General features: G+C 44.0%; 22 protein-coding genes. 7 read left to right on the top strand and 15 right to left on the bottom strand.

Features of this window, described 5'->3' with window-relative positions; translation table 11 throughout:
- Nucleotide 1 precedes the first annotated feature (1 nt).
- From FDP09_RS09730 to FDP09_RS09710, 5 genes are all read right to left on the bottom strand, one after another.
- Entirely contained in the window at nt 2-3,400 is a 3,399-nt protein-coding gene (locus FDP09_RS09730) for a SusC/RagA family TonB-linked outer membrane protein (protein ID WP_137402483.1), read from the bottom strand.
- A gap of 124 nt (nt 3,401-3,524) precedes the next feature.
- The gene (locus FDP09_RS09725; protein WP_137402482.1) at nt 3,525-4,595 is read right to left on the bottom strand and encodes a FecR family protein; all 1,071 of its coding nucleotides are present in this window, start codon (nt 4,593-4,595) and stop codon (nt 3,525-3,527) included.
- A gap of 586 nt (nt 4,596-5,181) precedes the next feature.
- On the bottom strand, nt 5,182-5,757 hold the full coding sequence (locus tag FDP09_RS09720) for an RNA polymerase sigma factor (RefSeq protein ID WP_137402481.1): 576 nt from the start codon (nt 5,755-5,757) through the stop codon (nt 5,182-5,184).
- A gap of 290 nt (nt 5,758-6,047) precedes the next feature.
- Nucleotides 6,048-6,746, bottom strand: a complete 699-nt coding sequence (gene folE, locus FDP09_RS09715) for a GTP cyclohydrolase I FolE (protein ID WP_137402480.1) — start codon at nt 6,744-6,746, stop codon at nt 6,048-6,050.
- Nucleotides 6,706-7,116 (bottom strand): 6-pyruvoyl trahydropterin synthase family protein, encoded by a 411-nt coding sequence (locus tag FDP09_RS09710; protein ID WP_137402479.1) that lies wholly within the window; start codon nt 7,114-7,116, stop codon nt 6,706-6,708. The genes folE and FDP09_RS09710 overlap by 41 nt, the downstream gene beginning before the upstream one ends.
- Before the next feature lie 398 nt (nt 7,117-7,514).
- Here FDP09_RS09710 and FDP09_RS09705 point away from each other — a divergent pair, with 398 nt between their 5' ends.
- Nucleotides 7,515-8,249, top strand: coding sequence for a murein L,D-transpeptidase catalytic domain family protein (locus tag FDP09_RS09705; RefSeq protein ID WP_229683282.1), 735 nt, complete (start codon nt 7,515-7,517; stop codon nt 8,247-8,249).
- 27 nt (nt 8,250-8,276) lie between these two features.
- On the opposite strand, the gene FDP09_RS09700 is transcribed toward FDP09_RS09705, so the two are convergent.
- From FDP09_RS09700 to FDP09_RS09680, 5 genes are all read right to left on the bottom strand, one after another.
- The gene (locus tag FDP09_RS09700; protein WP_137402478.1) at nt 8,277-9,881 is read right to left on the bottom strand and encodes a L,D-transpeptidase family protein; all 1,605 of its coding nucleotides are present in this window, start codon (nt 9,879-9,881) and stop codon (nt 8,277-8,279) included.
- Between the two features lie 94 nt (nt 9,882-9,975).
- Nucleotides 9,976-11,631 (bottom strand): L,D-transpeptidase family protein, encoded by a 1,656-nt coding sequence (locus FDP09_RS09695; RefSeq protein WP_137402477.1) that lies wholly within the window; start codon nt 11,629-11,631, stop codon nt 9,976-9,978.
- 566 nt (nt 11,632-12,197) lie between these two features.
- Entirely contained in the window at nt 12,198-13,046 is an 849-nt protein-coding gene (gene kdsA, locus FDP09_RS09690; protein WP_137404982.1) for a 3-deoxy-8-phosphooctulonate synthase, read from the bottom strand.
- Between the two features lie 3 nt (nt 13,047-13,049).
- Nucleotides 13,050-13,601 carry a KdsC family phosphatase gene (locus FDP09_RS09685; RefSeq protein ID WP_137402476.1) on the bottom strand — a complete coding sequence of 184 codons (552 nt, stop codon included), beginning with the start codon at nt 13,599-13,601 and terminating at the stop codon, nt 13,050-13,052.
- Nucleotides 13,602-13,688: 87 nt separating this feature from the next.
- A complete protein-coding gene (locus FDP09_RS09680; RefSeq protein ID WP_137402475.1) occupies nt 13,689-15,230 on the bottom strand; it encodes a carbon-nitrogen hydrolase family protein in 1,542 nt (513 codons plus the stop codon).
- Nucleotides 15,231-15,384: 154 nt separating this feature from the next.
- On the opposite strand from FDP09_RS09680, the gene FDP09_RS09675 reads away from it, so the two are divergent.
- From FDP09_RS09675 to FDP09_RS09660, 4 genes are all read left to right on the top strand, one after another.
- Nucleotides 15,385-16,287: a mechanosensitive ion channel family protein gene (locus FDP09_RS09675; RefSeq protein ID WP_137402474.1), complete on the top strand. Its 903-nt coding sequence runs from the start codon at nt 15,385-15,387 to the stop codon at nt 16,285-16,287.
- Nucleotides 16,288-16,377: 90 nt separating this feature from the next.
- Complete coding sequence (locus FDP09_RS09670) at nt 16,378-17,340, top strand: hypothetical protein (RefSeq protein ID WP_137402473.1); 963 nt, start codon at nt 16,378-16,380, stop codon at nt 17,338-17,340.
- A 461-nt stretch (nt 17,341-17,801) separates the two neighbouring features.
- Complete coding sequence (leuS, locus tag FDP09_RS09665; protein ID WP_137402472.1) at nt 17,802-20,576, top strand: leucine--tRNA ligase; 2,775 nt, start codon at nt 17,802-17,804, stop codon at nt 20,574-20,576.
- 126 nt (nt 20,577-20,702) lie between these two features.
- Nucleotides 20,703-21,221: an FKBP-type peptidyl-prolyl cis-trans isomerase gene (locus tag FDP09_RS09660; RefSeq protein WP_137402471.1), complete on the top strand. Its 519-nt coding sequence runs from the start codon at nt 20,703-20,705 to the stop codon at nt 21,219-21,221.
- 140 nt (nt 21,222-21,361) lie between these two features.
- On the opposite strand, the gene FDP09_RS09655 is transcribed toward FDP09_RS09660, so the two are convergent.
- The 5 genes from FDP09_RS09655 to FDP09_RS09635 form a co-directional block, all read right to left on the bottom strand.
- Nucleotides 21,362-22,327 (bottom strand): ABC transporter ATP-binding protein, encoded by a 966-nt coding sequence (locus tag FDP09_RS09655; protein ID WP_137402470.1) that lies wholly within the window; start codon nt 22,325-22,327, stop codon nt 21,362-21,364.
- Nucleotides 22,324-22,674, bottom strand: a complete 351-nt coding sequence (locus FDP09_RS09650; RefSeq protein WP_137402469.1) for an MmcQ/YjbR family DNA-binding protein — start codon at nt 22,672-22,674, stop codon at nt 22,324-22,326. Before FDP09_RS09650 ends, FDP09_RS09655 begins: the two co-directional genes overlap by 4 nt.
- Nucleotides 22,675-22,843: 169 nt before the next feature.
- The gene (locus tag FDP09_RS09645) at nt 22,844-23,035 is read right to left on the bottom strand and encodes a DUF6728 family protein (RefSeq protein ID WP_137402468.1); all 192 of its coding nucleotides are present in this window, start codon (nt 23,033-23,035) and stop codon (nt 22,844-22,846) included.
- Between the two features lie 287 nt (nt 23,036-23,322).
- Nucleotides 23,323-25,308 carry a (E)-4-hydroxy-3-methylbut-2-enyl-diphosphate synthase gene (ispG, locus tag FDP09_RS09640; protein WP_137402467.1) on the bottom strand — a complete coding sequence of 662 codons (1,986 nt, stop codon included), beginning with the start codon at nt 25,306-25,308 and terminating at the stop codon, nt 23,323-23,325.
- A 12-nt stretch (nt 25,309-25,320) separates the two neighbouring features.
- Nucleotides 25,321-26,025 carry an SDR family oxidoreductase gene (locus FDP09_RS09635; RefSeq protein WP_137402466.1) on the bottom strand — a complete coding sequence of 235 codons (705 nt, stop codon included), beginning with the start codon at nt 26,023-26,025 and terminating at the stop codon, nt 25,321-25,323.
- 633 nt (nt 26,026-26,658) lie between these two features.
- Here FDP09_RS09635 and FDP09_RS24290 point away from each other — a divergent pair.
- Together FDP09_RS24290 and FDP09_RS24180 are read left to right on the top strand one after the other, a co-directional pair.
- Nucleotides 26,659-26,841: a helix-turn-helix domain-containing protein gene (locus FDP09_RS24290; RefSeq protein WP_137404981.1), complete on the top strand. Its 183-nt coding sequence runs from the start codon at nt 26,659-26,661 to the stop codon at nt 26,839-26,841.
- The gene (locus FDP09_RS24180; RefSeq protein WP_262710657.1) at nt 26,816-26,938 is read left to right on the top strand and encodes a hypothetical protein; all 123 of its coding nucleotides are present in this window, start codon (nt 26,816-26,818) and stop codon (nt 26,936-26,938) included. Before FDP09_RS24290 ends, FDP09_RS24180 begins: the two co-directional genes overlap by 26 nt.
- The last annotated feature ends 40 nt before the right edge of the window (nt 26,939-26,978 follow it).

Genomic DNA, 26,978 nt, shown 5'->3' with positions numbered 1-26,978 from the left:
TTTAAAGGTTAATCTGAACACCAATATTGATCACCCGTTGTGGCGGATAGCCCAGTCCATTTCCTCCACCCTGCTCTGGATCCCATAACTTGAATTTGCTAAATGTCATCAAGTTGACTCCATTGGAGTAGAACCGTACTTTGGGGCTGTACTGATAGCCGATCTCTGCATGTTTCAGGCGAACAAATGCCCCGCTGCGAAGCCACCAAGAAGAGTTCTGGGTATTGTTTGGATTGTCAAATTCTGACAGCCGAGGGTAAAAGGCATTGAAGTTTTGGTTTTCGGCTGTCCAATAGTCATCCGCTATGGCCTTCAGCACATTGCGTTCATTTTGGGCAAAAGGCTGGATGTCATTGATAAAGAAAGATGTATTGGCCACTCCCTGCATCAAAATGCCTACATCAAATTTCTTATAGATGACATTGACACCAAAACCATAGGTAATTTCAGGCACAGTGGGATGTCCCATCGGCACCTTATCGTTGGCATCGATCTGGGACAGTTCATCGTATGCTTGGGAGACATCTGTATACTTAATATCCCCAGGGTAATACTGCCCACTAAACGTCTGTGTGGAATGAGCGTCTATTTCCGCCTGATCGATAAAGAGGCGCTCTGCTTGAAGCCCCCATAGCTGGTTGATCGGTCTACCTATCCCGCTCAAGTAAGGATATAACCTATTGGGTTCATCGCGTTCGAGTACCTTATTCCTAGCAAAGGTGAACGTACCCCGGGTGGAAACGAGCAGGTCATTCCCAAATGACTGTGTATAGGCCAAGGTCAAGTCCACGCCCTTGTTCTCTACTTTCCCTAGATTGGCATACGGCTTGGCATCCCCCACACCGATGGTGCCCGGCACGGTGTTCCGCTGCATAAAGATCCCACTCCTCGTTTCCTTGAACACATCCACGTTAAGCATCATTTTACCAAAAAGCTCTACATCCATTCCGAGGTTCAGCTTTTGGCCTTCTTCCCAAGTGATGTTAGGATTCGCATAGCGATTGATCATCACCCCACTTCTACTGTTATTAAAATTCTGCCCAAAGGTGTAACCATTATCTGCACCCAAGTTGACATTACTTAGATATGGAAATCTCTCATTACCGATCCGATCATTTCCTGACACCCCAAATGATCCTCTCAGTTTCAGAAGACTAAAGGTATTGGTAAGTCCATAGAAAAAATCTTCATTACTGATCACATAGCCCAATGCCACACTGGGAAAAAACCCAAACCTTTTGCCCTCTATAAAGTTTTCGGAGCCATTGTACCCAAAATTGGCCTCTACTAAATAGCGCTCGTCATAGGCATAGGTCACTCTGCCAGAAATCCCTTGGTTTCTACTTGGCAATGAAGCTGTCAGGTTACCTCCTACTATGTTGGTATTATACTGCCGCTGAAGGTAAACAAAAAGACCACCAATATCATGCTTACCAAAAGACCTGTTATAATTTAAGGATGTCTGAAAATACAATGAACGATCACCATTATTTGCCCCTTCCTGGCTCAAGGCCTCTTGTCCTCCTTGCCCGATCAGCCCAAGATTATAATTGTACTGTCCTGTGGCTTCATCATACTCGTAAGAGGTCATTTCATAAAAATAAGGTTCAAAAGAACGGATAATCTCTGAAGATGACCAGTTTTTAAAAGAGGCCATTCCCGAAAATGTAAGTCCTTCGGTAATCGCTTTTAAATCTTGCCTGATCCTTACTGTGGACATCAAAGTGGAATTATTCCGTTCCTTATAGCCTTTCACCATGTCCGCATAGGGATTATAAAAGGCATTGTTGACAAAACCTCCCGTTTTGTTACCAAACCAGATATAGCCTGTTTCCTCTTGCGCAGGATAAGTCACCGGAAAACGCACCGGATTGGAATTCATCACATTGTTAAATATCCCCGAAGCATCTACCGCAGGACCATTATAATCAATAATATCTGCATTGATATTCAGTTCCAGTTCAGTAGTAGGGGAAACGTTTACCGTGATATTATTGACAAAATTATAGCGGTTCTGATCTATGTTGTTATTAAAATCATTGACATCAGTTTTTTGCAATATCCCTTGGTCCTTATAATAGGACACCGCCATGTAATATTTGGCCATTTTACCGCCTCCACGGACGTTTACATTGGCATATTGGCGAGTAGAGAAGTCCTTAAAAAGCTCATCCATCCAGTTTACATTTGGAAAAACGTAGGGGTCGAGGCCCTGTCTGGTGCCTTCGATCTTCGCTTCGGTAAACTTCGGAGGCTGAAAAGGGTTCTGGTTTTTACGTGCTGTGTTGTACATTTCCATGAAGGTCACCGCATCAGCAAATTCCGGCAGCTGGGTAGGCCCCATAAATGAATTTTCCATCATGATATTCACTTGGGGTTTATCCATGATTTCGCCACGCTTGGTTTCGATCAATATCACGCCATTAGCCCCTCTGGCACCGTATATGGCCGTCGCAGAAGCGTCTTTCAGAATAGAAAAATTCTCGATATTCATGGGATCTATGCTGTTCATGTCACTGATGGAAATTTCGATTCCGTCCATAAACACCAAGGGGTTGGTATTGCCAAAAGTGGCCAATCCCCTGATCCAAAATTGCGCCGCATCACGACCTGGCTCACCCGAACGCTGTACGGCCACCACTCCTGAAAGTCGGCCAGCAAATGACTGGGAGAGATTGGAGGTAGGAATCTTCAGCTCCTTGGGTTCGATAGTGGTCACGGATCCGACTACTGACACCTTTTTTTGTTCTCCAAAGCCTACCACAACCACCTCATCGAGTGCTTTCTGATCTTCTTCCAACACCACCTCATACACGCTGGAGGCGCCTATTTTGATTTCCTTGGCCTGATAGCCAACGAAAGACAATTTTATCACGGGATTAGTGGTCGTGAGCGTCATGCTGAACTCACCATTGATGTCAGTGGCAGTACCATTGGTAGTCCCCACTTCTATGATGTTCACACCAGGAATAGTAATTCCGGACGGGTCTTTTACCACCCCTTTGATCGTTCTCTCTGAAAGATTCTCCGAGGGGGGACCCAAAGCCACTACATTAATGGTCTTATTGATCCGTTTAAATTCCAAGTGGCCTTCCTTACCAAGGTAACTTAATACACTTTCGAGTGGAGCATTGATAAACTGTTTACTGATCCTAAGCGTGGGATCAAGATCGGTCGCATCGTACGAAAATTTGAAATCAGTTTTTGATTCGATGACACCGAAGGCTTCAGCAAGGCTATTTTGATCAAAGTACAAATTGACAAATAGGTCCTTTTCCTGATTAGTTGGCCTGTCGTTTGTAGCTTCGGCCATGAGCAATCCCATTCCCAAAAATTGAAAGGCAAGCCATAGGGCAGTACTTTTCAATACCAAATGGGGATTTGGTACATTTAATTTCATACTTTTGTAAAGTTTTTAATGAATAATCCACTTTGTTAAAAATTTCCGGCTGTTCGCCGGCCCTGAAAGGAGTAATGGCGGTTACTCCTTTCCTCTTTTGCTGTAGTTTTTCTACATAGGTGTTTTAGTTTAGGTAGACTTGATTATTTTTTTTTATGCTGTAGTTAAATCCTTTGACAAAGCCAATGCTCGCCAACACGTCTTCAAGGCGTTCTCCTTCAAAACTTCCGGTATAATTCCAGTCCTTTCGAAACTTACTATCATCACTGGTATGTATTTCTACTCCATACCACAGTTCTATTTTCTGAAAGACCTCCCTGCTGGAGGCATTTTTGAAGAGCAGAATATCCCTTTGCCAAGCAGTGACCTCATCAGGGTTAAAAGCCTCTTTCACAAAGGACACTTCCTCACCTAAATCCGCTACCACCTGCTCTCCTGGTAAAAGGGACGTAGCCACTTTCACTCCTTCGCTATCCGAAATATCCACACCCACTTTCCCCGTTAACAATGAAATAGCAACATCCTCTAAGCCCTCTCGGATATTAAATGATGTACCTAATGCCGTAGTAACTGTCTTGCCAGTGACCACACGAAATGGCCTTTTTTTATCTTTTGCTACTTCAAAAAAAGCTTCTCCTTCTAGGTGCACGACCCTTGCGGTATCACTGAAAAATTCCCGGTACCCAATCTTCCCTCCTGCATTTAGCATTACCTTCGAGCCATCACTCAAAATAGCGGTCAGCTTTTGTCCTTTGGCCGTTTCCTTGGTCAAGTACTTTCCTGACTTGGTCTCCAAGCCGAAGTGTAGCCCTCCCTGCCACCATGCTATCCCTGCCAGGGACAATATCGCTATGCTGACCGCTGCCAGCCATAGGAAATGCTTGCTTCGTTCGGTTTGGGGATACTTGGTGTTTATTGGGACGATATTGTCCTCGCGATTTTCTTTACTGATCCTGCTTTGGACCTTATTAAAGAGCTTGTCCTTACGGAGCTCCTCGACCTCTTCTCCTCCAAACTTAATGGCCAATAACTGTTTTTTTGCTGCTGCTGCTAAGGGAACTAAGTGCGGGTGTTGTTCCAAAATATAAGTCCAATCCTCCTCGACTGACAGGCCTCTCGCCCAATCGATAAAGGACTCATCTGTCAAAAAGTCCTGGATTTTGTAATCCGAGTAATGGTTATTTGTTTTTTTCAAAGCGTAAAAGAATATTAATACAACCTAATAATCCCCAGATACTGGTAATTACTCCCTGAAAAAGGGAAAAAATATATTCTTTTTAGGCCTGCACCATTTACCGCCTTCACCCTAAAAACATAACCATATGATTATCAAAAGAATAAGAGCAAATCAATAATTAATCTGAATTTTTATCTTAATTGGATTAACAACTAGTTTAGCGTCATATCATATCCGAAAGAATAATTCCAGCAAGTAGTCTTGAGTAAAAAACTCAATCAGGCTGTTTGGAGATTGGGGCATCCGCCGCGATGGTGAGCCTGCCTTGCGCCCATAGCCGTCAGGCTAATACATATTTCCATCTAACTTCGAAAAGCCATTATATCGTGGAATTTGGTGTGGCTAAAGGGAGCTCTTGAACTAGACTTTCAGCCTAAGGGAGGGGAATGCTTAGCGACACTTTCCCTATTGGGCCCTCTGTGGTTGTCAAATAAGTTGGCTACTTTATGTTACTTCCTCAAAGTATTAGAATTTTGGTGTAAGGAAAACTAAAAAAAACGACCTTTTCAGGTCGTTTTTGACACAAAGCACACTTCAACTAAAATTATTTTTTGAGCTCTTTCCTCATGACCATCATTGCTTTGGAAAGGGCATTGTACACAGCCTTGCGATCTAGCGCCATCACATCTTTTATTTCGTCTATGGACAGTTCATTGTAAAACTTCAAGTAAACCACTTCCCGCTGCCTGGAACTCAGTTTTACCATGGCCCTATTGAGCAGTTCTATTTGACTCCTCCTCGATTCCTCTCTAATAATATCCACCTCCAAGGAAGCCTCAAAATTCACTCCGGCTCCAGGAAATAGTACTCCGAACAGTGAATTGCTCTTGGATCTTTTTTTCAAGAATTTCAATAACTCTTTCCGAAAAGCCGCCATCACATAATAGCGGACATTATTCGTCACCTTTAGCAAGGACCGTTTTTGCCAAATCCTGCAAAACACTTCTTGGACACAGTCATCAATCACCGTTTGGTCATCCGTAAAGCTGTTTCCATATCGGATGATAAAATCCACATGGTCGCGATAGATCTGTTCAAAAGCTTCCAAATCACCTGCCTTCATATCCAACCAAAGCTGGGTATCACCTTTTTCGGAATATGAAAGACTTAATGAAGTCATTGGAAAGGGGATTAAAGGGTTAGTGGTGTTAATATCATTCAAAACGTAAATCAAACCACCCCAAATAAAAGATCGTAATCTTAAACAGGATGCATCTGAAACATTGAATAATAGATTTGAAGGTAAATGAAATTTTTATAAAAATCAAAATTTCAAATAATAAAGAAATAAAATAATTACATACTCTATTCAAAAGGATTCGACAAATAAATAGGGCTTTCACCCTATTTTACATAAAAAAAGCCAGAGTATTCCTCTGGCTTTTTTTTCCTTATTTAACGTATTTTATGTTATTTCAATGCTATATACTGCATAAATTCCTTTCTAGTACCATCATCTTTATCAAACTTCCCGCTATAAAAAGAGGTCACGGTCTTACTGTTTACATCCTGTACTCCGCGGGAGGATACGCACATATGATGGGCGTCAATGACCACAGCCACATCATCTGTACCAAGGATTTCCTTCAGCTCATTTCCTATTTGCATGGTGAGCCTCTCCTGAACCTGCGGTCTTTTAGCAAAATACTGGACGATACGGTTGATCTTGGACAGTCCGATTACATTGCCATTGGAAATATAAGCCACATGGGCCTTTCCATAAATAGGCACAAAATGATGCTCGCAATGTGAAAAGAAGGTAATGTCCTTTTCTACAAGCATCTCACTGTACTTATACTTATTTTCAAAAAGCTTTACATCAGGCTTGTTCTTTGGGTCTAACCCACTAAACACTTCCTGTACAAACATCTTCGCTACACGACGCGGAGTCCCGCTCAGGCTATCATCGGTCAAGTCCAGCCCCAGCACATGCATGATATCTTTGAAGTGCTTCTCGATCAGCTCCATTTTGAGCTCATCATCCATTTCAAAGGCATCTTCTCGCAAGGGAGTCTCGTGGGATGTGCCAATGTGCTCATCCCCTATTTCATCTACTGACCTGTCTATATCAATGCCCGTCGTATTCAACATAATTCCTTTCTGTTTCATATAATCGAACCGTTAGATCGTATTTTTCTTCAATTTCTTTCCTTAAAATATTCCAAATAACCACAGCAATGTTTTCTGCAGTTGGGTTGAGTTCTTTGAATTCATCTGTATCCAGGTTTAAATTCTTATGGTCAAACTTCTTTATTACTTTCGTCCTGATCATATCACTCAGGACTTTCATGTCATAAACATAGCCGGTAGCAGGATCTATCGGCCCCACCAGCTTCACATGAAGGTCATAATTATGACCATGATAGCTAGGGTTATTGCATTTACCAAAAACTTGCTCATTTTTCTCTTCCGACCAATCGGCATTGTGTAATCGATGTGCCGCATTAAAATGCTCTTTGCGATAAACCGCTACTCTCATGTTACTAACTCCATTTACGATGTTTTCTGAAAGAATGGCGAAATGAATTTCAACTATCCTTATACAGAACAATTATTTCCTCTTATTTGTTTTTCGCAACCTAAGCCCTACGATGCCTTCCTTCCCTCAACTCCTTTTTAATCAAAAAGTTGAAGTGAATTCGGACGGCAAAATTAACCAAATATTATTTCATTTACATCTCAATTCATGATTAAGATCAGTAATCTTGCCACTTTAAGCTGCCATCGAAGAAATATTTCCAGCTTTTTTAACAAAAATAAACAACCTTTCAGTTCATATTTACAATGATTACTTTACTTTTGCGTTATCTATTACAGAAGTAACACACTAGTGTTCAAACAATTAACACCCTTATCATCTTAATACAAAAATAATATATGCTTAGAAAAACAGGACTTATGCTGGCACTGCTGCTAAGCACAGCCCTATTTGCGTACACTCCCCAGCGAAACATCGCCTTAAAGCCCATCGCGTCTAGTGCAAATACTACCGCTGAGTTACTCATTCAGAAGGTACTCGAAAACCTGAACGGCCAAAATACCAACATTACCATTTCTTCAAAAGCACTGGAAATGGGCATCAACGGCTTTTTGAAATTGAGCGAAACCGGCAAAGTTTCTTCTACAAAACCGCTCACCATCATTGATTTCAGCCTTCCATCTTCTCAAAAAAGGCTCTGGACAATTGACCCTACTTCTGGTAAAATCCTGCACCATACTTGGGTGGCTCATGGACGGAACAGTGGCGGATTGATGGCCAAGAAATTTTCCAATACCAATTCGAGTTACATGAGCAGCCTCGGCTTTTACCGTACGGCAGAAACCTATTCCGGCAAACACGGCTATTCGCTCCGACTCGATGGGATCGAAAAGGGAGTTAACGACAATGCCCGCCAAAGGGCAATTGTCATCCATGGCGCAACGTATGCAAACCCTGACTTTATTAAGAAATACGGGCGGCTAGGAAGGAGCTTGGGATGCCCTGCTCTGCCCATGAACCAATACAAGGCGATCATCGACAGCATCAAGGAAGAGAGCTGCTTGTTTATCTATGCTCCCAACACCGACTACCTTCGGGCAACTGCCTTACTTGATACGGACATGACCACCTAATCCCTTCTGTTTTCAAGCTGATGCTTCTTAAAAATACACGGAACTCACCCTAGCCCCCATCTTCTGGGACAGCTGTTTGTCGCTATCATACACATCCTCCCTGAGCTGAAGCCCATTTGCCGATTTCCATGCCGTGAGGTATAGTATCCAAACTGCCGGCTTGGTGTCCAAATTCACTTGCTTCTCCTTTTCCAGCTGCATTGCATTATTGATGGAGTCTTTATTCCATTCTTTCTTATCCTTCAGCAATACCTCGGCAAAGCCGTCTGGGTCTGCTATCCGGATACAGCCATGGCTGAAGGTCCTTTCATCCCTATCAAACAATGCCTTGGCAGGAGAATCATGGATGTAAATATTATAAGAATTGGGAAACATAAACTTTACCCTCCCCAAGGCATTGTCATCGCCTGGCAACTGGCGGATCAAATAGGGAAAACCCTCTTCCTTGGACAGTTTCTTCCAGCGAATGCTGCTTGGCTTGACCACTTCTCTTTGCTGGTCCACGATTTCCATATTGTGCTCGGAAAGGTAGTCTTTATCCTTCAGAATAGCCGGTATGGTCTCTTCCCAGAGAATGCCATCGGGGAGATTCCAATATGGACTGAACACCACATAACTCATCTCTGCGGTAAATACAGGTGTTTGGTGATATTCCTTGCCCACCACGGCCTTGGTAGAAAAAACGGTGTCTTGATCCACTACATAATCCATATAGTAATTGGGGATATTTACCAGTACTTTTGGGCCATCTGTGCTTAAAAAATCCGGTAACCACCGCAACCGCTCTAAATTGACTTTTAGTTTGGCAAGCAAATCTTCCCTGCTATAATTGATGGCACGCCAAAAATCTTCTCCTAAAATACCATCTTCCTTGAGCCCATGCCTTTTCTGAAATCGCTTTACTGCTTGCTCCAATTCCTTATCATAAACATCGGCTTCCTTGTAGTCCGAAATCCCCGCTTCACCCGTTTCTTCGAGTGCCTTGCGCACTTGTGTAATTACCGGGTCACGATCCCCTACTTCCAATGCCCCATTAAATTTAATATGAGGTTTGTCTGAATGGTCTTTAGCCGCCAACACTTTCTCCATTTCCTCCCTGAGCCCTGCATAAAGCTGATTATCAGGACGCAATTGACTCAGCGCTTCATTTAGCTCCAGATTGCCTTTCCCTATCTCTACCAAAAGGGATTCCACGTCCACATCTTTTGCTTTTGGCTCCATCTTCCATTTGGAAGACATTTCATTCGGATCCACACTACCATAATGCAGATCATTTGCCAGATGGACAAAAGCCTCGGAAACCACCAATTCCAAATCAGCCAATAGTTCCACTCCTCCACCTTGGCTTATGCTATCTACTCGCTGCTTGATCAGTCCATAGTGATAATCATCCTTATCCAACCCATCCACAGGAATATCCTCCTCCATCACCTTCAAAAACCTTTCTCCATGCTCACTCAATCCCTCAGCACTGATCCAAATGGGCTGATAATCAAATTCCCCATATACCTTTTCCAGCACTTCTCCTTGAAGTTGCTGTTTGATTGCTTGTAATGTATCCTCATCTACTTTTGGGCTACAAGCAGCAAAAAACAAAAAGCTCAATACGATCCACTTCTGGCATCTATTCATAAAATTTTAATTGGTTTAGTACCATTTAAAATATCAATGACTATGCCATCTTAAAAATAAATAACCTAAAACAAATATTTAACACCAGCTCCTTTCAGTTTAGCAACGCTTTGGCGACGGCATCATCACGTTCATAAATATCTTTTCTGATATGTGCCTTGCCCGATGGATCAGCCCAAAAGGTCAAGTAGATCAAGACTACAGGCACCTTTTCTTTAAGCATCACAGTCGTTTCCTTTCCCTTATTCATTGCTTCACGGATACGCTGCATGTCCCATTTGCTATCGCCTTCTAATAGTATTTCTGCAAACTCCGCAGGCTGCTGAATCCTGATACACCCATGACTAAATGCTCTCAAATCTTTGCTGAAAAGGGATTTTGAAGGGGTATCGTGGATATACACGTTGTGTTTGTTTGGAAAAATAAACTTGGCCTGTCCAAGGGAATTGGAAGGGCCTGGACTTTGCCTTATCATATAGGGGAAATTACCAGAAGCGGCCTTTGACCAATCGATCGAAGTAGGGCTGACCTCTTTGCCCGAATACGTGAGAATCTTAAGGTGATTCTTGGTAAGATAACTTGCATCTTTCTTGATCTTGGGAATCATCTCCCTTTTGATAATAGAGCTTGGTACCGTCCAAGTAGGGCTCAAAACAATATAGGCCATTTCACCATTAAAAACAGGTGTGGTATGATATTCCTTACCGACAATCACCTTTGAGGTAAAGACAGTATCAAGACCATTATCCTGTAAATAATCCAGTTGAAAATTGGCGATATTTACCATGACAAAACGTCCATCCAACACGGTATCCGGCAGCCAACGCATCCGCTCCATATTGACGGCAATTTTCTTTATCATATCTGCGGGGCTCGCATTGAGTGCGCTATACGTATCCTTACCAATAACACCATCTGCGTCCAGTCCATTGCGTTTTTGAAAGTGCACCACCCCTGCCAGCATCGTACTGTCATAAAGCTCTTCATTGGGGACTGAATAGGTCGGCAAATCGTTCCAGTAAAAAAGTCGCTCCCTAATCGCTGGTACCGACTTGTTCTCTTCATTCACTTTAAGGGTTTTGCCACCGACCTTTTCCCACTTTTCCTCCAAGGAATCGTCCATCTCATAAAACTCCTTTATGCTTTTTCGCATGCTTCTATACACCTTATACCTCGGCCAAAAATCCTCCAGACTTTTTGAAACATCACCACTTTCAAGCCCTTTTTCCATGGCCTCTCCAAAATCCACCTTGACGCGTTTTGGGGTGATTTCCCACGAATTCTGAAGTCCTTTTTGGACTACCTTTCCTAAATACAGATCATTGGCAAGGCTAAAATAGGCATCAGCAAGCAGGAGATCCACATAGGCTTGGTGAACGGGATGTCCATTGTCGATGGACTGTTGTTTATCCCGTGAGATCACTTCCTTGATTGAAGACAGGTGATAGGAAGCAGGCAGGAGGCCATCGTATTTTGACTCCTCTATTTGGGCAAGAAGATCACTTGCCGATTCATGCCATTTCCCGTCATTTACCCAGACAGGTTCAAACTGCCTATTGCTATAAAACGCAATCAATAAATCAGGATGATGAAGATGTTGCTCACCTACCTGAGCGGCTTTACCAGGAGCAAATGACTCTAAAATGTTACGAATTTCGAGTGATACTTCCGCTGTGGAACCCATTACTTGTGCTGCTGCCGTGCAATAGAACAATGACATAAAGCAGCCAAGCCAAATTAATTTTTTCATAAAATTTCGCTTAACACAAGTAAATTAAAAATAAAAAATGAGGATTTCACCATTTAGTTAGCACAATCAATTTGATTCTAAATCGATTATAGTGGGTGAAGATATAATGTCGATTATTTAACCCTTGATTCATAATCTTTTCCAATGGAGAATTTTCTGTTCTGCCTTGAGATATTTGACGATAAGAAACCAAAGAAGTGGGCTGGAAAAGGCGCAGGCTTGTCTGACGTGAATCAGCACAAAAAGTTGGTTTGCTGCTCAAATGGTTTACCTGGCTTCCTTTAGCTCTACCTAGCTTTAGACAGGAGGAGTTTGCCTGCGCGAGTACTGGCGTTGATTTTAGCCGAAATCGCTCACTGCAGCGGATTTTCCACCACTGGCGGACAGGTTTTGGTTACTTTTTTGACCTGAAGCAAAAAAGCAACACGGAACAAAGTGATATTCAAGCTATAATTTAGCAAACAAAACAAAAGTTACCCTCAGTAAATCATATAGAACCAACAATTTAAAAAAGCTGCCCTTAACAGGTGACATCACCCCGTCAAAAGCAGCCAAAAGACATTTCACTATTCTACTTGAAAGGCACTATACTTATTTCCAGTTTCCCAACACTCCTTGAGCATTTCAAGAAAATCAGCCATCCTATGTAATGGAATCATATTTGGCCCATCGCTCAGAGCTTTGGCCGGCTCTGGATGGGTTTCGATAAAGAAGCCATCCACTCCCGCAGCCGCTGCAGCTCTTGCCAAAAACGGAGCAAATTCACGCTGCCCGCCACTACTTCCTCCTTGGCCTCCGGGCTGCTGTACCGAATGGGTAATATCAAATACAACCGGCGCAAACTGCCTCATGGTAGGCAATGACCGCATATCCACCACCAAATTATGGTAGCCTAATGAAAAACCTCTTTCTGTCAGGCATACGTTTTCATTGCCAGTGGACCTTACCTTGCTCACCGCATATTGCATATCCTCAGGAGCCATAAACTGGCCTCTTTTGATCTTGATCGCCTTACCGGTCTTCCCTGCTGCCAGCAAAAGATCTGTCTGACGGCATAAAAACGCTGGAATCTGCAGTACATCCGCTACTTCAGCTACTTCGGCAGCTTGATAGCTTTCATGAATATCAGTAACCAAAGGCACTCCCAACTCATTGCCCACGCGCTGCAAAACCTCCAGCGACTTGTCCATCCCAATGCCTCTAAAAGAACCGGACGAAGTCCTATTTGCCTTGTCAAAAGAAGCTTTAAAAACATATGAAAAACCATTTTTCTCGGCCTCGTCCTTTATGGTACTCCCGATCTCCATACAGATATCAAAGCTCTCCACTGCACAGGGACCTGAAAATAAAACAGGTTTTTCTTTGCCAAGCACCACTTGATCGGTGATGTGCATGGGCTGTGTAAATACAGGCATCATTTATTTTTCCTTCAGTTGGTTAATAATCATTTTTAATTTACCCTGAGAACGCAAGATCAGGTCAGCCACTTCCCTGAAAACACCTCCACCACCATCAAGGGATGAAACCATATCCACCTCTTCCTTGATGTAGGGTAAAGCATCTTTTGGCGCCACGGAAAGACCCACCATGACCAGCAAAGGCAAATCAATAAGGTCATCTCCGATATAGGCACACTCTTCCAGGTCCAAGTCCATACCGTCCAGTACTGCTTCTAGTTTTTCCCGCTTATCTTTAATGCCATGATAGTGAAAGTCAAAGCCAAGCTCTTCGCATCGGCTCCTTACCACGGGCGAGTTCCTTCCTGTGATGGCGCCTACCTTTATGCCGTGCTTTTGGAGTACCTTTACGATCAGCCCATCTTTGACGTTGAATTTTTTGAATTCGAGGTAATGGTCATCATAAATGACCCCTCCGTCCGTCAACACTCCGTCAACATCAGTTATTAACAGCTTGATTTTAGAGGCTTTCTTAATGACCTTTTCGTCTATACCCTTGAGGTAGTTTTCCATGATTCGTTATTGGGATAATAGTTATTGGTTAATTACGTTATTCTGAAAATTGGCACTGGGTATGGACCGCATCATTTTCTACAGCTATCAATTTCGCTTCCACTGAATAGAATAAAGGTCCAATCTCCGCTGAGCAAGGTTCCTTACGCTGCCCATTTTTCGCAGCTTGGTCAGCAAATCCAAATCCACATCGGCCACAATGGTCGTTTCCGTATTCAAAGACGCTTCTGCAATTACCGCATCATGGGGAAAAGAAAAGTCTGATGGTGAATAAATAGCCGCTTGGGAATGCTGAATATCCATATTTTCAACTCTCGGAAGATTCCCCACAGAACCTGTAATGGCCACATAACACTCATTTTCCACCGCCCTGGCCTTTGCACAAGTGCTTACGCGAAGATAGGCATTTTTGGTATCTGTCCAGAAAGGCACAAACAAAATATCCATCTCCTGCTCAGCCAGAATCCTCCCCAACTCAGGAAACTCCACATCATAGCAAATCAAAATCCCAATTCTCCCTGCATCTGTATCAAATACACTGATCCCATTTCCACCCTGTAAGCCCCAATAGGCCTGTTCATCCGGGGTAATGTGCAATTTATATTGCTTATCTATGGTACCGTCCCGCCTGCAGAGGTAGCTTACATTTCTTAGTTTTTTTCCATCATATTCAGGCATGCTCCCTGCGATGATGTTCACGTTATAGCTAAGTGCCAAATCCCTCATGCGTGACAGTACCTCTTCGGTATAGTCTGCCAAATTCCGGATCGCTTCAGAGGCATCCATATCATTAAAGTCTGCCAATAAGGGAGCATTGAAAAACTCTGGCAAAAGACAAAAATCCGATTTATAACCGGAAACGGTATCAACAAAAAACTCTACCTGCTGCATCAGATCGTCCACATCCTTAAACCGCCGCATTTTCCACTGCACCAGCCCTAATCGGACTATGGATTTGCTATTACCGATGAGCTTTTCATCTTTCTCATAGTAGATATTGTTCCACTCCAAAAGTGTCGCAAATGCCTTGGAATCCTTGTCCTCTGGTAAGTACTTGGTGATGACTTTTCGGACGTGAAATTCATTGGCCAGCTGAAAAGAGAGTACCGGATCGTAAATCTCCTTGTTCTTTACCAAATCTATGTACTTCCTCGGGGTCATCTGCTCAGCATATTTGCTATACCCGGGAATCCGCCCACCAGCAATGATGGAGCGTAAGTTAAGGTTTTCGCACAGCTCTTTTCTGGCATCATACAGCCTTCTCCCCAACCTCAGCCCTCTATACTCAGGATGAACAAACACATCAGTCCCGTAGAGCGTGTCTCCATTTTCGAGATTATGTGTATCAAACTTGCCAAATCCGGTAATTTCATCATAGGTATGGCTATCACCAAACTGGGAATATTCCACTACCACACTCAGCGCTACTGCTACGACCTTGCCATTATCCTCTATGCAGATCTGCCCCTCAGGAAATGCCTTTATCTGATTCTTCAGTTCCTGTCTGGTATAAGCCATGCCCTTCTGTTCATATATCAGGGTCATCAGCTCACGAATGTCATCATAATCTGACAATTGTACGTTCCTGAGCTTGAGCCTATGCTCCAGTTCCTCTTTTTGTTTGCTCATAATTGTTTACTGTTATCCGCCACAAATATCTTAAACTATCCGTAGTTAACCCATGCCAATAATAACAAAATCAGTCAGTTTTCGACTAGTTTCACAATATAAATATTATTAATTTGTAGGTACTTTATCACAGGATTTACATTGAACGATTGTTATGGAAGATCTTTTGCAAGATGTCAAAAAAGATGGATTTGGCGCATTTTTGGAGCGCTTGAATGATTTTTTGGAATATACATTAGTGACATTGGGAAGCTCTAAGCTCACTGTTGGGCTGGTGATAGCCCTTGTCTTTTCGGTCTTTATACTGGTAATAGTTACCGAATGGATCAAAAAAATCATAGTCCACAAAGTCCTGTCCCGCTACCAAATGGATATTGGCACCCGCCAATCTGTCGGAACCATCATACGATACGTGCTGCTGATCGGTGGTTTTGTCATCATCATCCAAAACTCGGGAATAGACCTCAGTGCACTGGGGATTCTGGCCGGTGCATTAGGGGTAGGTATTGGTTTTGGTTTGCAAAACATCACCAACAACTTTATCAGTGGACTGATCATCCTATTCGAGCGGCCTATCAAAGTCGGTGACCGTATCGAAGTGGGCGATGTAAATGGCGATGTCATCAAGATCAGCTCCCGATCCACCATGATCGTCACCAATGACAACATCTCCATCATCGTACCCAACAGCCAGTTTATTGACAGTCCTGTAATCAACTGGTCCCATAATGACCGAAACATACGTTTTAATTTCCCTGTAGGTGTTTCATACAAAGAAGACCCACAAAAGATCAAATCTGTCCTAATGGCAGTGGCCACAGCCAATGATGGTGTGCTCAAAACCCCTCCACCCGACGTCCTTTTTGTGGAATACGGCGACAACAGCATCAACTTTATCCTCCGTGTCTGGACCTCTCAGTACATCAACAAACCCAAGGTGCTCAAGAGCCAACTTTATTATGAAATCTTCCGAAAATTCAATGAAGAAGGCATTGAAATCCCGTTCCCACAAAGAGATTTGCATTTAAAAACAGGATTTGAAAAGTTGGACAATTAATTGTTTATTTACGGTATCAACACGTTTAAAACCAACAACAAGTCATTTAAACCTGCACCCAATTCAGGTTGATGTTTACGTATTAAATGCATGAGATACTTACTCTGTTTAGTATTCTTAGCGATCACTTTGCTTGAAGCGAACGCCCAGAGCTTTAATCGCTTTAAGTTTGAAGAACCGTGGTCATTCGGTGTAGGCGGTGGTGTCACACAGTATTTTGGAGAGCTATATTCACTCTGGAAATACTATGAGGGCGTCCAACCCGACTATAATATCAACATCAATGCCCGCAGAACCATTGGGACAAACACTCGGCTTCGATTGGATATGTCGTATATCCAGATGTCAGGGCAAGATCACCCATCAGATCCTAGGGCTTACCGCTATCCTCGAGAACTTCATTTCAGGGCCAGAAATGTAGAAATGGCCTTGATGGCAGAATACCACTGGAAACCTGTCAAGCTTTACAACATCACCCGGCACTTCCTTAATTGGTATGTCTTTGCAGGTGTAGGGGCCACTACCAACACCCCAAAAGCCCAACTGGACGGAGAATGGTACAACCTAAGGCCATTGGCACTGGAAAATAATGAATATCCAGCAGTGGTCATGGTCTTCCCTATGGGACTGGGCATGAAATATAAACTCAATGTTTACACGGATCTTTTTATAGAAGGAAATTACCGTTTTACACTTTCAGATTATTTGGACGATATCAGCGCTTATAATATCAAAGACTCCTACCTCAGCTTATTGGCCAGCTATGGAGAATACGGCGACGGCCCTATGCCCGAAAGGCTCCGACTGGCGATAAAGAATCCCAAATACCTGGATGACAATGGACTACCTGACACTGAAAAAATCCGAGAAGCCGTCTATTTTGACAAAAACGGTGAATTCCAACACAAAATCCGCCGTGGAAGTGGCTTGGACCACCGATATGACGGCTACTTCACACTGAACATCGGTGTCGAAATCTACTTCTCCCAAGACATCTGGGAAAACTGGCTAAGACGTGGCCGCACCAAGCAAAGAGGATGGCGATTCTGGTAATGATTAGTAGCAAGAAGGCTTGAACCAATTATCGGCATCCATTTTATTATGCCAAAGGCTCAAAGCCTCTCAGTACTTGGCCTGTCTCATTCGGCAAACAGGGCAGCTCCCCTTCTTGGCAATAGCTCAATTTTACAAATGCTGGTTTGTGCCGGGCTCCGGGCTGTGTTGGTCTCCGCCCCAGCACTGGCAAGTTTTGAGTATCTGACTCAAATAAGCTGTCCCAGATTTTTTACCCTCCCAATTATTACCATATTTAATAATGAAAACTAATATTAATCCGGTCAACACTAACGAGGGAAGGACACATTTCTCAAATCTCATGTTTAATGTCCCAAATCTAAATACTTGATACTAGAAACTTCCCGATACTACCGATACTTCCCCAATCCATCGGCATATCCCATTTATTTTTTTATTTTTGCAACCAATCCTATACCAAGTAACAATTTTGTTAAAAAATGGCTGATTACAATTTTCAAGAAATCGAAAAGAAATGGCAAGAAAGATGGGAAGCATCCCAGGTTTTTAATGCCAAAATAGACCCACAAAGACCTAAATTCTACAGTCTGGATATGTTTCCCTATCCTTCCGGTGCTGGCTTGCACGTAGGACATCCACTGGGTTACATTGCTTCGGATATCGTCACACGCTTCAAACGCCTACAAGGATATAACGTCCTCCACCCTATGGGGTACGATTCCTTCGGGCTTCCCGCAGAACAATACGCCATCCAGACGGGTCAGCACCCAGCCATCACCACAGAACAAAACATCAAACGCTATACCGAACAGTTGAAAAACATCGGGTTTGCCTTCGACTGGAACAAAGAGGTCAGGACTTCTGACCCTTCCTACTATAAGTGGACCCAGTGGATATTTATGCAGCTGTTTGACAGCTATTACGATAAGACCGAAGACAAGGCCAAGGACATCAACGACCTGATCAGCGTTTTCGAAAAAGAGGGCAATGCGAATGTCAACGCCGTATGTGATGAAGACATCAAAACTTTCACAGCCAACGATTGGAAAGCTTATTCCGAAAAGGAACAGCAACAGACCCTGCTACAATATCGCTTGACCTATCTTGCCGAAACCACCGTAAACTGGTGCGCTGCCTTGGGCACGGTACTTTCCAATGACGAAGTGAAAGATGGCTTTTCCGAACGTGGGGGACATCCTGTAGAGCGCAAAAAAATGATGCAATGGAGCATGCGCATCACCGCCTATGCAGAACGACTGCTCAATGACCTCGAAAAGGTAGATTGGCCAGAGCCTATCAAAGAAATGCAACGTAACTGGATCGGACGATCTGTCGGTGCCGAAATGGTCTTTCAGGTAAAGGATAAAGCACAAAAAATCAAAGTCTTCACCACGCGTATAGACACCATTTATGGAGTGACGTATTTGGCCCTCGCCCCAGAAAGCGATTTAGCTGCCGAATTGATCACCGATGACCAACGCAAAGAGGCCGAAGCCTATATCAAAGTGGCCAAAAACCGCTCCGAGAGAGACCGCATGAGTGATGTCAAAACCATCTCCGGTGCCTTTACCGGAAGTTATGCCATTAATCCATTTAATGGGGAGGAGATCCCTATCTGGATAGCCGATTACGTTTTGGCAGGCTATGGTACGGGAGCCGTTATGGCCGTACCAGCCCATGATGAGCGTGATTACAACTTCGCCAACCACTTTGGATTGGAAGTGAGGCAGGTGTTGGAAGGCAGCATGGAAAATGGTTCCTTTCCAGGACGGGACGGCATTGCCATGAATTCGGGCTTCCTCGATGGATTGGTCATGAAGGATGCCATGGAAAAAGCCATAGCATTCCTCGAAGAAAAGCAAATAGGCAAGGGTAAAATCCAGTACAGGATGCGTGATGCCATCTTCACCAGACAGCGCTACTGGGGTGAGCCACTTCCTGTATATTTTAACGACGGGATTCCCTATTTGGTAGATGAAAAGGACCTCCCAATCGTACTTCCTGAGGTGGACAAATACCTCCCGACCGAAGATGGAGAACCGCCATTGGGCCGTGCCAGGGACTGGACTTACCAAGTGGACGGCATATCGTATCCGCTTGAGCTAAGCACCATGCCAGGCTGGGCAGGATCCTCTTGGTATTTCCTTCGCTATATGGATCCCCAAAACAATTCGGAATTTGTCAGCAAAGAAGCCCAACAATACTGGGAAGCCGTGGACTTGTATATCGGAGGAGCAGAGCATGCTACAGGTCACCTGCTCTACAGCCGTTTCTGGACCAAATTCCTTTACGATAAAGGCTTTATCAATATCGTGGAACCGTTCAAGAAAATGATCAACCAAGGCATGATCCAAGGGCGATCAAACTTTGTGTACAGGATCAAAGGCACCAATAAATTTGTAAGTCATGGCCTTCGCAAAGACCATGAAACAGCAGCCATGCACGTGGATGTCAACATCGTGCAAAACGACCAATTGGATTTGGAAAAATTCAAAGCTTGGCGCCCTGATTTGGCAGATGCAGAATTTATACTGGAAGACGGCAAGTACATTTGTGGAGCGGAAGTGGAAAAAATGTCCAAGTCCAAGTACAATGTGGTCAACCCTGACGACATCATCGAACGCTATGGTGCGGACACACTGCGCCTTTACGAAATGTTCTTGGGACCTTTGGAGCAGTTCAAGCCTTGGAACACCAACGGAATAGACGGTGTGTCCAAGTTTCTGAAAAAGCTCTGGCGGCTCTTCCACGATAAAAACGGCAACTTTACTGTATCCGACGCGACCCCTACCAAAGAGGAGCTGAAAACACTGCACAAAACCATCAAAAAGACAGAGGAGGACATGAGCAACTACTCGTTCAACACCTCGGTGTCCAGTTTTATGATTTGTGTAAATGAACTTTCAGCTCTGAAATGCAATAAAAAAGAAATATTGGAACCACTGACCATCATCGTTTCGCCCTATGCACCCCACATTGCCGAAGAACTGTGGTCATTGATGGGCAACGATCGGTCCGTTCTGGAAGCCCGCTTCCCGAAATTCAATGAAGAATACCTGACCGAAGATGCACATGAATACCCTATCTCTATCAATGGTAAAATGAGGGTCAAGCTCCCAATTTCGCTTAGCCTAAGCAAAGAGGAAATTGAAAAAACAGCACTGGCAGACGCCAATGTGCAAAAGTGGCTCGATGGCAAAGCGCCCAAAAAGATCATTGTCGTGCCAGGCAAGATCGTCAACATTGTGGTCTAATAAGGTTTTAACGAATAAAAAGGGTTGTTTTTTTATGGAAAACAACCCTTTTTAGTTGATATGCCCTTACTCCATTTGGAGGCCAAGCTTAAGCAACTATCTTTGTAAAAAAGCAAAATGAAGCACATGGAAATAGCCAACAATACAGTGGTAGGCCTCACCTATGAATTAAAAGTGAGCAGCGTAGATGAAGAATCCGCCCCCTTCAGTGTAGAAGTAAGAAATGAAGAAGATCCCTTTTACTTCATTTTTGGCAACAGTGATTTGCCAAAAAAATTCGAAGAATACCTGGTCAGCAAGAAGCAAGGGGACAATTTTAACTTTACACTTGAAGTGGACGAAGCATACGGTCAGGCAGATGACGAACTGATTGTGGACATTTCCAAAGACCAACTCACTGAAGCCAGAGGCTTCAAGCCTGAAATGCTAGAAGAAGGCAACTTCCTGCCTCTTGTTGATGAAGAAGGGTATCCCATGCAGGCAAAAATACTAAAAGACATGGGCGATCAACTGCTCTTGGACTTTAACCACCCGCTGGTAAATTTCCGCCTTCATTTTGATGGCGAAGTGAAGGAGGTTCGCGAAGCCACTGAAGAGGAATTGAACCATGGCCATGTACACGGGTTAAATGGCCACCAGCATTGACAACGTTGCTATATCGCTGTAAGGATCAGGTAAAAGCAAATGCAAATACAACAGGCGTAAATCGTCATGAAGGTTCTCACACACTGACCCGGATATTACCATCCGGGTTTTTGCGTTCTTGAGCACCTGCATTTTTCTAGTCAGGAAGCCGTAAAACGAATCAAGCTCTCATTTTCGTATGTTAAACAGACATCGTCCCCTACTTCAAACACCCTGTTCGGGTCATCGACCTTCCAAACCACATCAGTGTCTGCTAATTTTACCGTCAACAGGTTATAGTGAAGGAGAAATTGCTGGCTGACAACCTTTGCTTTGAGGCCATTTTCACCGGTAACCTTTACCTCTGATGGACGCACATAAGCCCCTTCCGGTCCTGGTACCGGATTCAAGTAGCCAAACAAACGTGCCACATACTCATTGGCGGGATGCCAAAAGATGCCCCTGACATTTCCTTGCTGCACGAGTTTGCCCTTTTGGATAATTAAAAGCTCCTCACTCATCAGCAGGGCGTCATCCACATCATGGGTCACAAAAATCACAGTCACTTCCAAAGTTTCGAAGATGCCTTTTAACTCTTCAATCAACTCCCTTTTTTGGATGACATCCAAGCTGCTGAAAGGTTCATCCAATAAAAGCACCTCTGGCTCGATGCTCAACGCCCTCCCTATGGCAACCTTCTGCTGCTGCCCACCAGAAAGCTGTCGTGGCTTTTTATCCCTAAATTCCTGAAGGGACAGTAAATCCAAAATCTCTTCAGTCCGTTCTTTTTGATACTCCTTGTCATAAAGTAGCAGCGGCCGGGCGATGTTTTCCTCTACGGTAGAATTGGGGTATAGCTTATATTCCTGATGGATGAGTTGGATTTCATCATATCCCGGTACCAACTTCTGTGCTGGATTCAGGATCTTTTGATCCCCCAAATGAACGACCCCTTCACTCTGGACCTCCAATCCCGCGATGATGCGTAAAAGAGAGCTTTTGCCAGAACCGCTTTCCCCAACCATGGATACCACACCACCACGCTGCACCTGAAGGCTAAAGTCCTCCAGTGCCAAGCTGCCAGAGTCATAGCGCTTGCTCACTTCACTCACCTTAAGATAGCTCATCCGTTAATTTCGTTTTGGAGTTTTTTGGGCAAACTATGGAAAACCAGCTCATAGGAGTGGTCCACTAATTCCATAATCAAGGGATCAGGAACCGAACCATCAAAAGACACCGTATTCCAGTGCTTCTTGTTCATGTGGTATCCCGGAATGATTCCCGTAAATTGCTCTCGTAATTCTACTGCCCGCTCAGGATTGCATTTTAGGTTCACACTCTCAAACTTTTCAATATCGATCAGGGCAAACATTTTACCCCCCACCTTAAAAACCAGCGTATCCGGCCCGAAAGGGGTATCCTCGGTCACGCCGGATTTTTGAAGGCAATAATCTCTAAAAAATACGATATCCATGGTTGTAGTATTGAATTGAGAGATATGAGTATAGATACGTGAATCTTGAGTAATTGGTAAACGCGTCTGTAATTGGTCTATTGAACCATCCCCGATAGGATGGCAGATTTCGATGTAAAGACTTGAAAACAAAAACTTCACCGCAATTCAGCGGTTTGCCCTTTCAGTCCTACATTAATCTTCGCACAATCCAGATGATCAGCGCTGCCAAAAACACCAAGATCGAAATCTTGTTGATCCCGTGCATCATCCGAAGGTTAAAATTGGATTTTTGGTTGGGGGCTGGTTTTTTAAACACCCTGAAGAAATAGTTTCCTACTTCGCCCAACTGAAAGAATTCCTTGAATTTATTATCGGCCATGTTTTTATGTTTATAGTATTGAGTAGTGAGTATTGAGCCCTTTTATGCGCTGGGGAATCTTGCCTTTGCCACTTCCTTACCTAGTTGCTTGATACCACCTACTTGCTAATAACCTGAGCTCGACTTAATTTTAATGTTAAAAGGGTCATTGCGAACCCTTTTAAGGAGGATGTGGGTTGGAAAAGGGTGTGGCAACTCGCCGCGGCGAGCTGCCAAGGCTTCCACCCCTCAAATCTCCCTCTAAGCCTCGCAGTGACGATTTTATAATCGAACTAGGTTTATAACAACTACTCCACCGCTTCGGGTTCAATCCACTGTCCATCTTCACGGATGATATTGATCAGCTCGTCCACGGCATGCTCGGAAGGAACGGCTCTTTTGACCACTTCCTTCCCTTTGTACAATGTGATCTTTCCCTTTCCAGAACCTACATATCCATAATCCGCATCGGCCATTTCCCCAGGGCCATTCACGATACAGCCCATGATGCCGATCTTAACACCTTTTAAGTGATCTGTCCTTTTCCGGATCATAGCGGTGGTTTCCTGAAGATCAAAAAGAGTTCTCCCGCAGGATGGGCAGGAAATATACTCCGTCTTCGACATCCGGGTCCTTGCCGCCTGGAGCACCCCAAAACTTACTGAATTGTGTAGCTTGATCGTATCCATCAGTGCTTTACGATCAGGGGAGGCTTTCTCTTCCAGCCCAAGCATGACCCCATCTCCCAAGCCATCAATCAACAATCCGCCCAAATCAGTGGCGGCATAAAGCATGGTTTGGTCAGCATCCTGCTCTTGATAGCCGGCTTCCGTCACCACGGGCAATCGGATTCCCGCATTGATCAAGGCTATATACGCTCTTCTCAAGGCCGGCATGTTATGCTTATTTTCACTGTGGAGAATAATGACCAGATCACTTCGCTCCTTCAATAACGGAATGGCCCTTTCTACTTCAGTATCCTTTAATTTCAAAAAGTTCAAGGCGTTATGCCGCACATCGACAGTTTCCAATTCCTCAAGAGTAAAAGCGGGGAATTTATGGTGATGATCCTCCATCTCCGCCCACTTGGCCACATCAATGATCTCTTTGAGGCCATTGGGCAGCATAAAGCAAATGGGATTTTTACCAGAATAAACAAAATCACAGCCCACATCATTCATTTTCCATTTGTCCAGCTCTGGCAAATAGAAATGGCCGACATTTTTCAGTTCCTTTTCAGTAATGTTTTCTACCCGTGAGATGTCGGTAATCACGCGGGGCACATTGGCACCACCGACATTATACACCTCCATGGTCTCCCTTTTTTCATATTCGTAGGGATTTAAGGGATAATGCGAAATCGGAGCAACGGTCTCATGGGCCAGACGTCTGGAATACCGATCGATCAGCGCCTTTGCGACAGGAGCTTCAAACTCTGGATCCTCGGTCAGTGACACGCGCACAGTATCTCCCAACCCATCTTCCAGCAGTGTTCCGATGCCTACCGCCGACTTCACCCGACCATCTTCACCGTCCCCCGCTTCAGTCACTCCAAGGTGCAGCGGATAGGGCTGAAAACCTCCTTCATCCAGTTTCTGCACCAGCAAACGGTACGCTTGTACCATTACCTGGGTGTTAGAAGACTTCATGGATATGACAATATCGTGGTAGTTTTCTTCGTCGCAAATCCTCAAAAACTCCAGGGCTGACTCTACCATCCCCAGCGGTGTATCCCCGTACCGGCTCATGATCCGATCGGACAAGGATCCGTGGTTGGTACCGATCCGCATAGCTGTCCCGTGCTCCTTGCAGATCTTCACCAAGGGCAAAAACCGCTCCCGGATCCGTTCCAGCTCGGCTTGGTAGCTTTCATCGGTATATTCGATTTCTTCAAATTTCTTCTTGTCTGCATAATTTCCCGGATTGATACGCACTTTCTCCACGATCCTTGCAGCAATTTCTGCGGCATTTGGAGTAAAGTGAATATCCGCTACCAACGGCACCTGATAGCCTCTTTCGGCCAATCCCGCCTTGATATGGCGGAGGTTTTCGGCCTCCTTGATGCTAGGCGCTGTGATGCGAATCAGTTCACAGCCACTCTTGACCATCCGGATGCACTCCTCAATGGAGCCCTCCGTGTCCATAGTGTCCTTGGTGGTCATAGACTGTACGACGATGGGATTGTCCCCACCAATGACGACATCTCCAATGGTAACGGGGATGGTCTTACGCCGCGAATAGCTGGTTAAGCTATTACAATAAGCGGGGTTCGCAATGGTTTCCTTGATATCCATTTTAAATTATTTTTACAAGTCACCCAATTGGGGCCTGATCACTATCTCTTCAACTACGGATTGGGGTGAAAGGTTATAGGCCGACCAAACTGATTCGGCCACGTCACCGGCCTTCATAAAACGTTCCTCAGGAATATCCACCCCCTCCCAGCTGGCCGTAAGGGTGGCACCCGGCATGACTGAAGTGACTTTGAGCCCGTGTGGCAGCAGCTCTTGTCGAAGGCATTTGGTCATGCCCAGCATGGCCCACTTGGAAATGGCATAACTGCCCCCATTGGCATAAGCGGTCAGGCCGGCAATGGATCCCATCGAAAAGATATGCCCAGACTTGCGGGCTATCATCTCGTCGGCAAATTCCCTCACCAAGTAATAAGCACTGTATAGATTGGTCTGCATCATCAACTCAAAATTACCCTCTGGTTCATCAAAGATGGCACCAGGCAAAAAAACACCTGTATTGTTGATCAGGACATCGGGAATGAAGACTTCCTTCACTGCCGAGGCAAATGCCTTTACCTCTTCTTTCTTGGAAAGGTCGGCGACCTTATAGGAAAACTCAACAGCAGGAAAATCGCCCTCTATCTCTCTTTTCAACTGCGCTAGGTCATCTTCATTTCTCGCACAGGTAAAAATAGCAAATCCCTCCGCTGCAAATCTACGGATGATGGCCTTGCCTATTCCTTTGGTCCCTCCTGTCACTAATATACTCTTTGGCATATGGGTAGTTTTTCTTTATCTGTTCACAAAATATTGGAATTCACACCAGTCCCAAACGGTAAACATCCTTATTACGCTAATTAACAAGTAATTATTCAGTGTCAATTAATTAGTATGACAACTAAATTTTCATTCACAAAGTTACATTTTTTTACAGGAATCGCTATTAACCTCATGTCGATTTGGCAATTGCTGAGGGACATTTTTGTTCTTCCCTAAACCCAATCGGAAGCCGAAGGCTGAAAGCCTTTCCTCACTTTAGCTCCAAGGCTAGGCCTTGGGGCAAACGTATTCCTCCCGCAGGCTGAAAGCCCAGCTCAACACCTTTACCGGATCCTTTTAACTCGCACTAGCCTACCTATTGCGCCTCCTAAGGAATATAGCAAAGTTTAACGGCCATTATTCTTAATTGGCCTTACAGGCCGTAAGGAGTATTATCCTCACCCTTCTGGTCCAATGGGCTCCATTGGACTAATGTAAATTTCCCTTTCAGGGAGCAGGTTAAAAATAATTTCCCCTATATCCTCAGGTTGACTATTAAATCGATGTTAAATCATTGCGAGCCCATTAGAAACAACGACCATCAACACTATCCTTAACCTAATCTTGGCGATTAGAGGAGACTGAAAAGCAATAGAATGGGAAATCTATCATAACAAGGAGACAAACCTTACACAAAAGGAATTAGCAACAAAAGCAGGAGTATCCCAACAATACATTTCCAAGATCACAAAAACATCAAAAATGGAATTGATCCATGAAGCTGAAAGCAACCTAAACACCATATTAAATGGAGCTGACCATAAACATCAATGACAATGCAGGCTTTTTCCTTGCAGGGACGATGGTAAACTTCACCACTTCATTGGTTCTAGGGTTTTGTTTGAAGTTTATATTATCATTTATTCCCTGAGCATTTTCATTGATATAGTAACCTAAAGGAAATCACCAGC

Source organism: Echinicola rosea, assembly GCF_005281475.1.
GTDB classification, from domain to species: Bacteria; Bacteroidota; Bacteroidia; order Cytophagales; family Cyclobacteriaceae; genus Echinicola; species Echinicola rosea.
The sequence above is the reverse complement of the archived record's forward strand: the minus strand, read 5'-3'. Positions and strand labels throughout refer to the sequence as shown.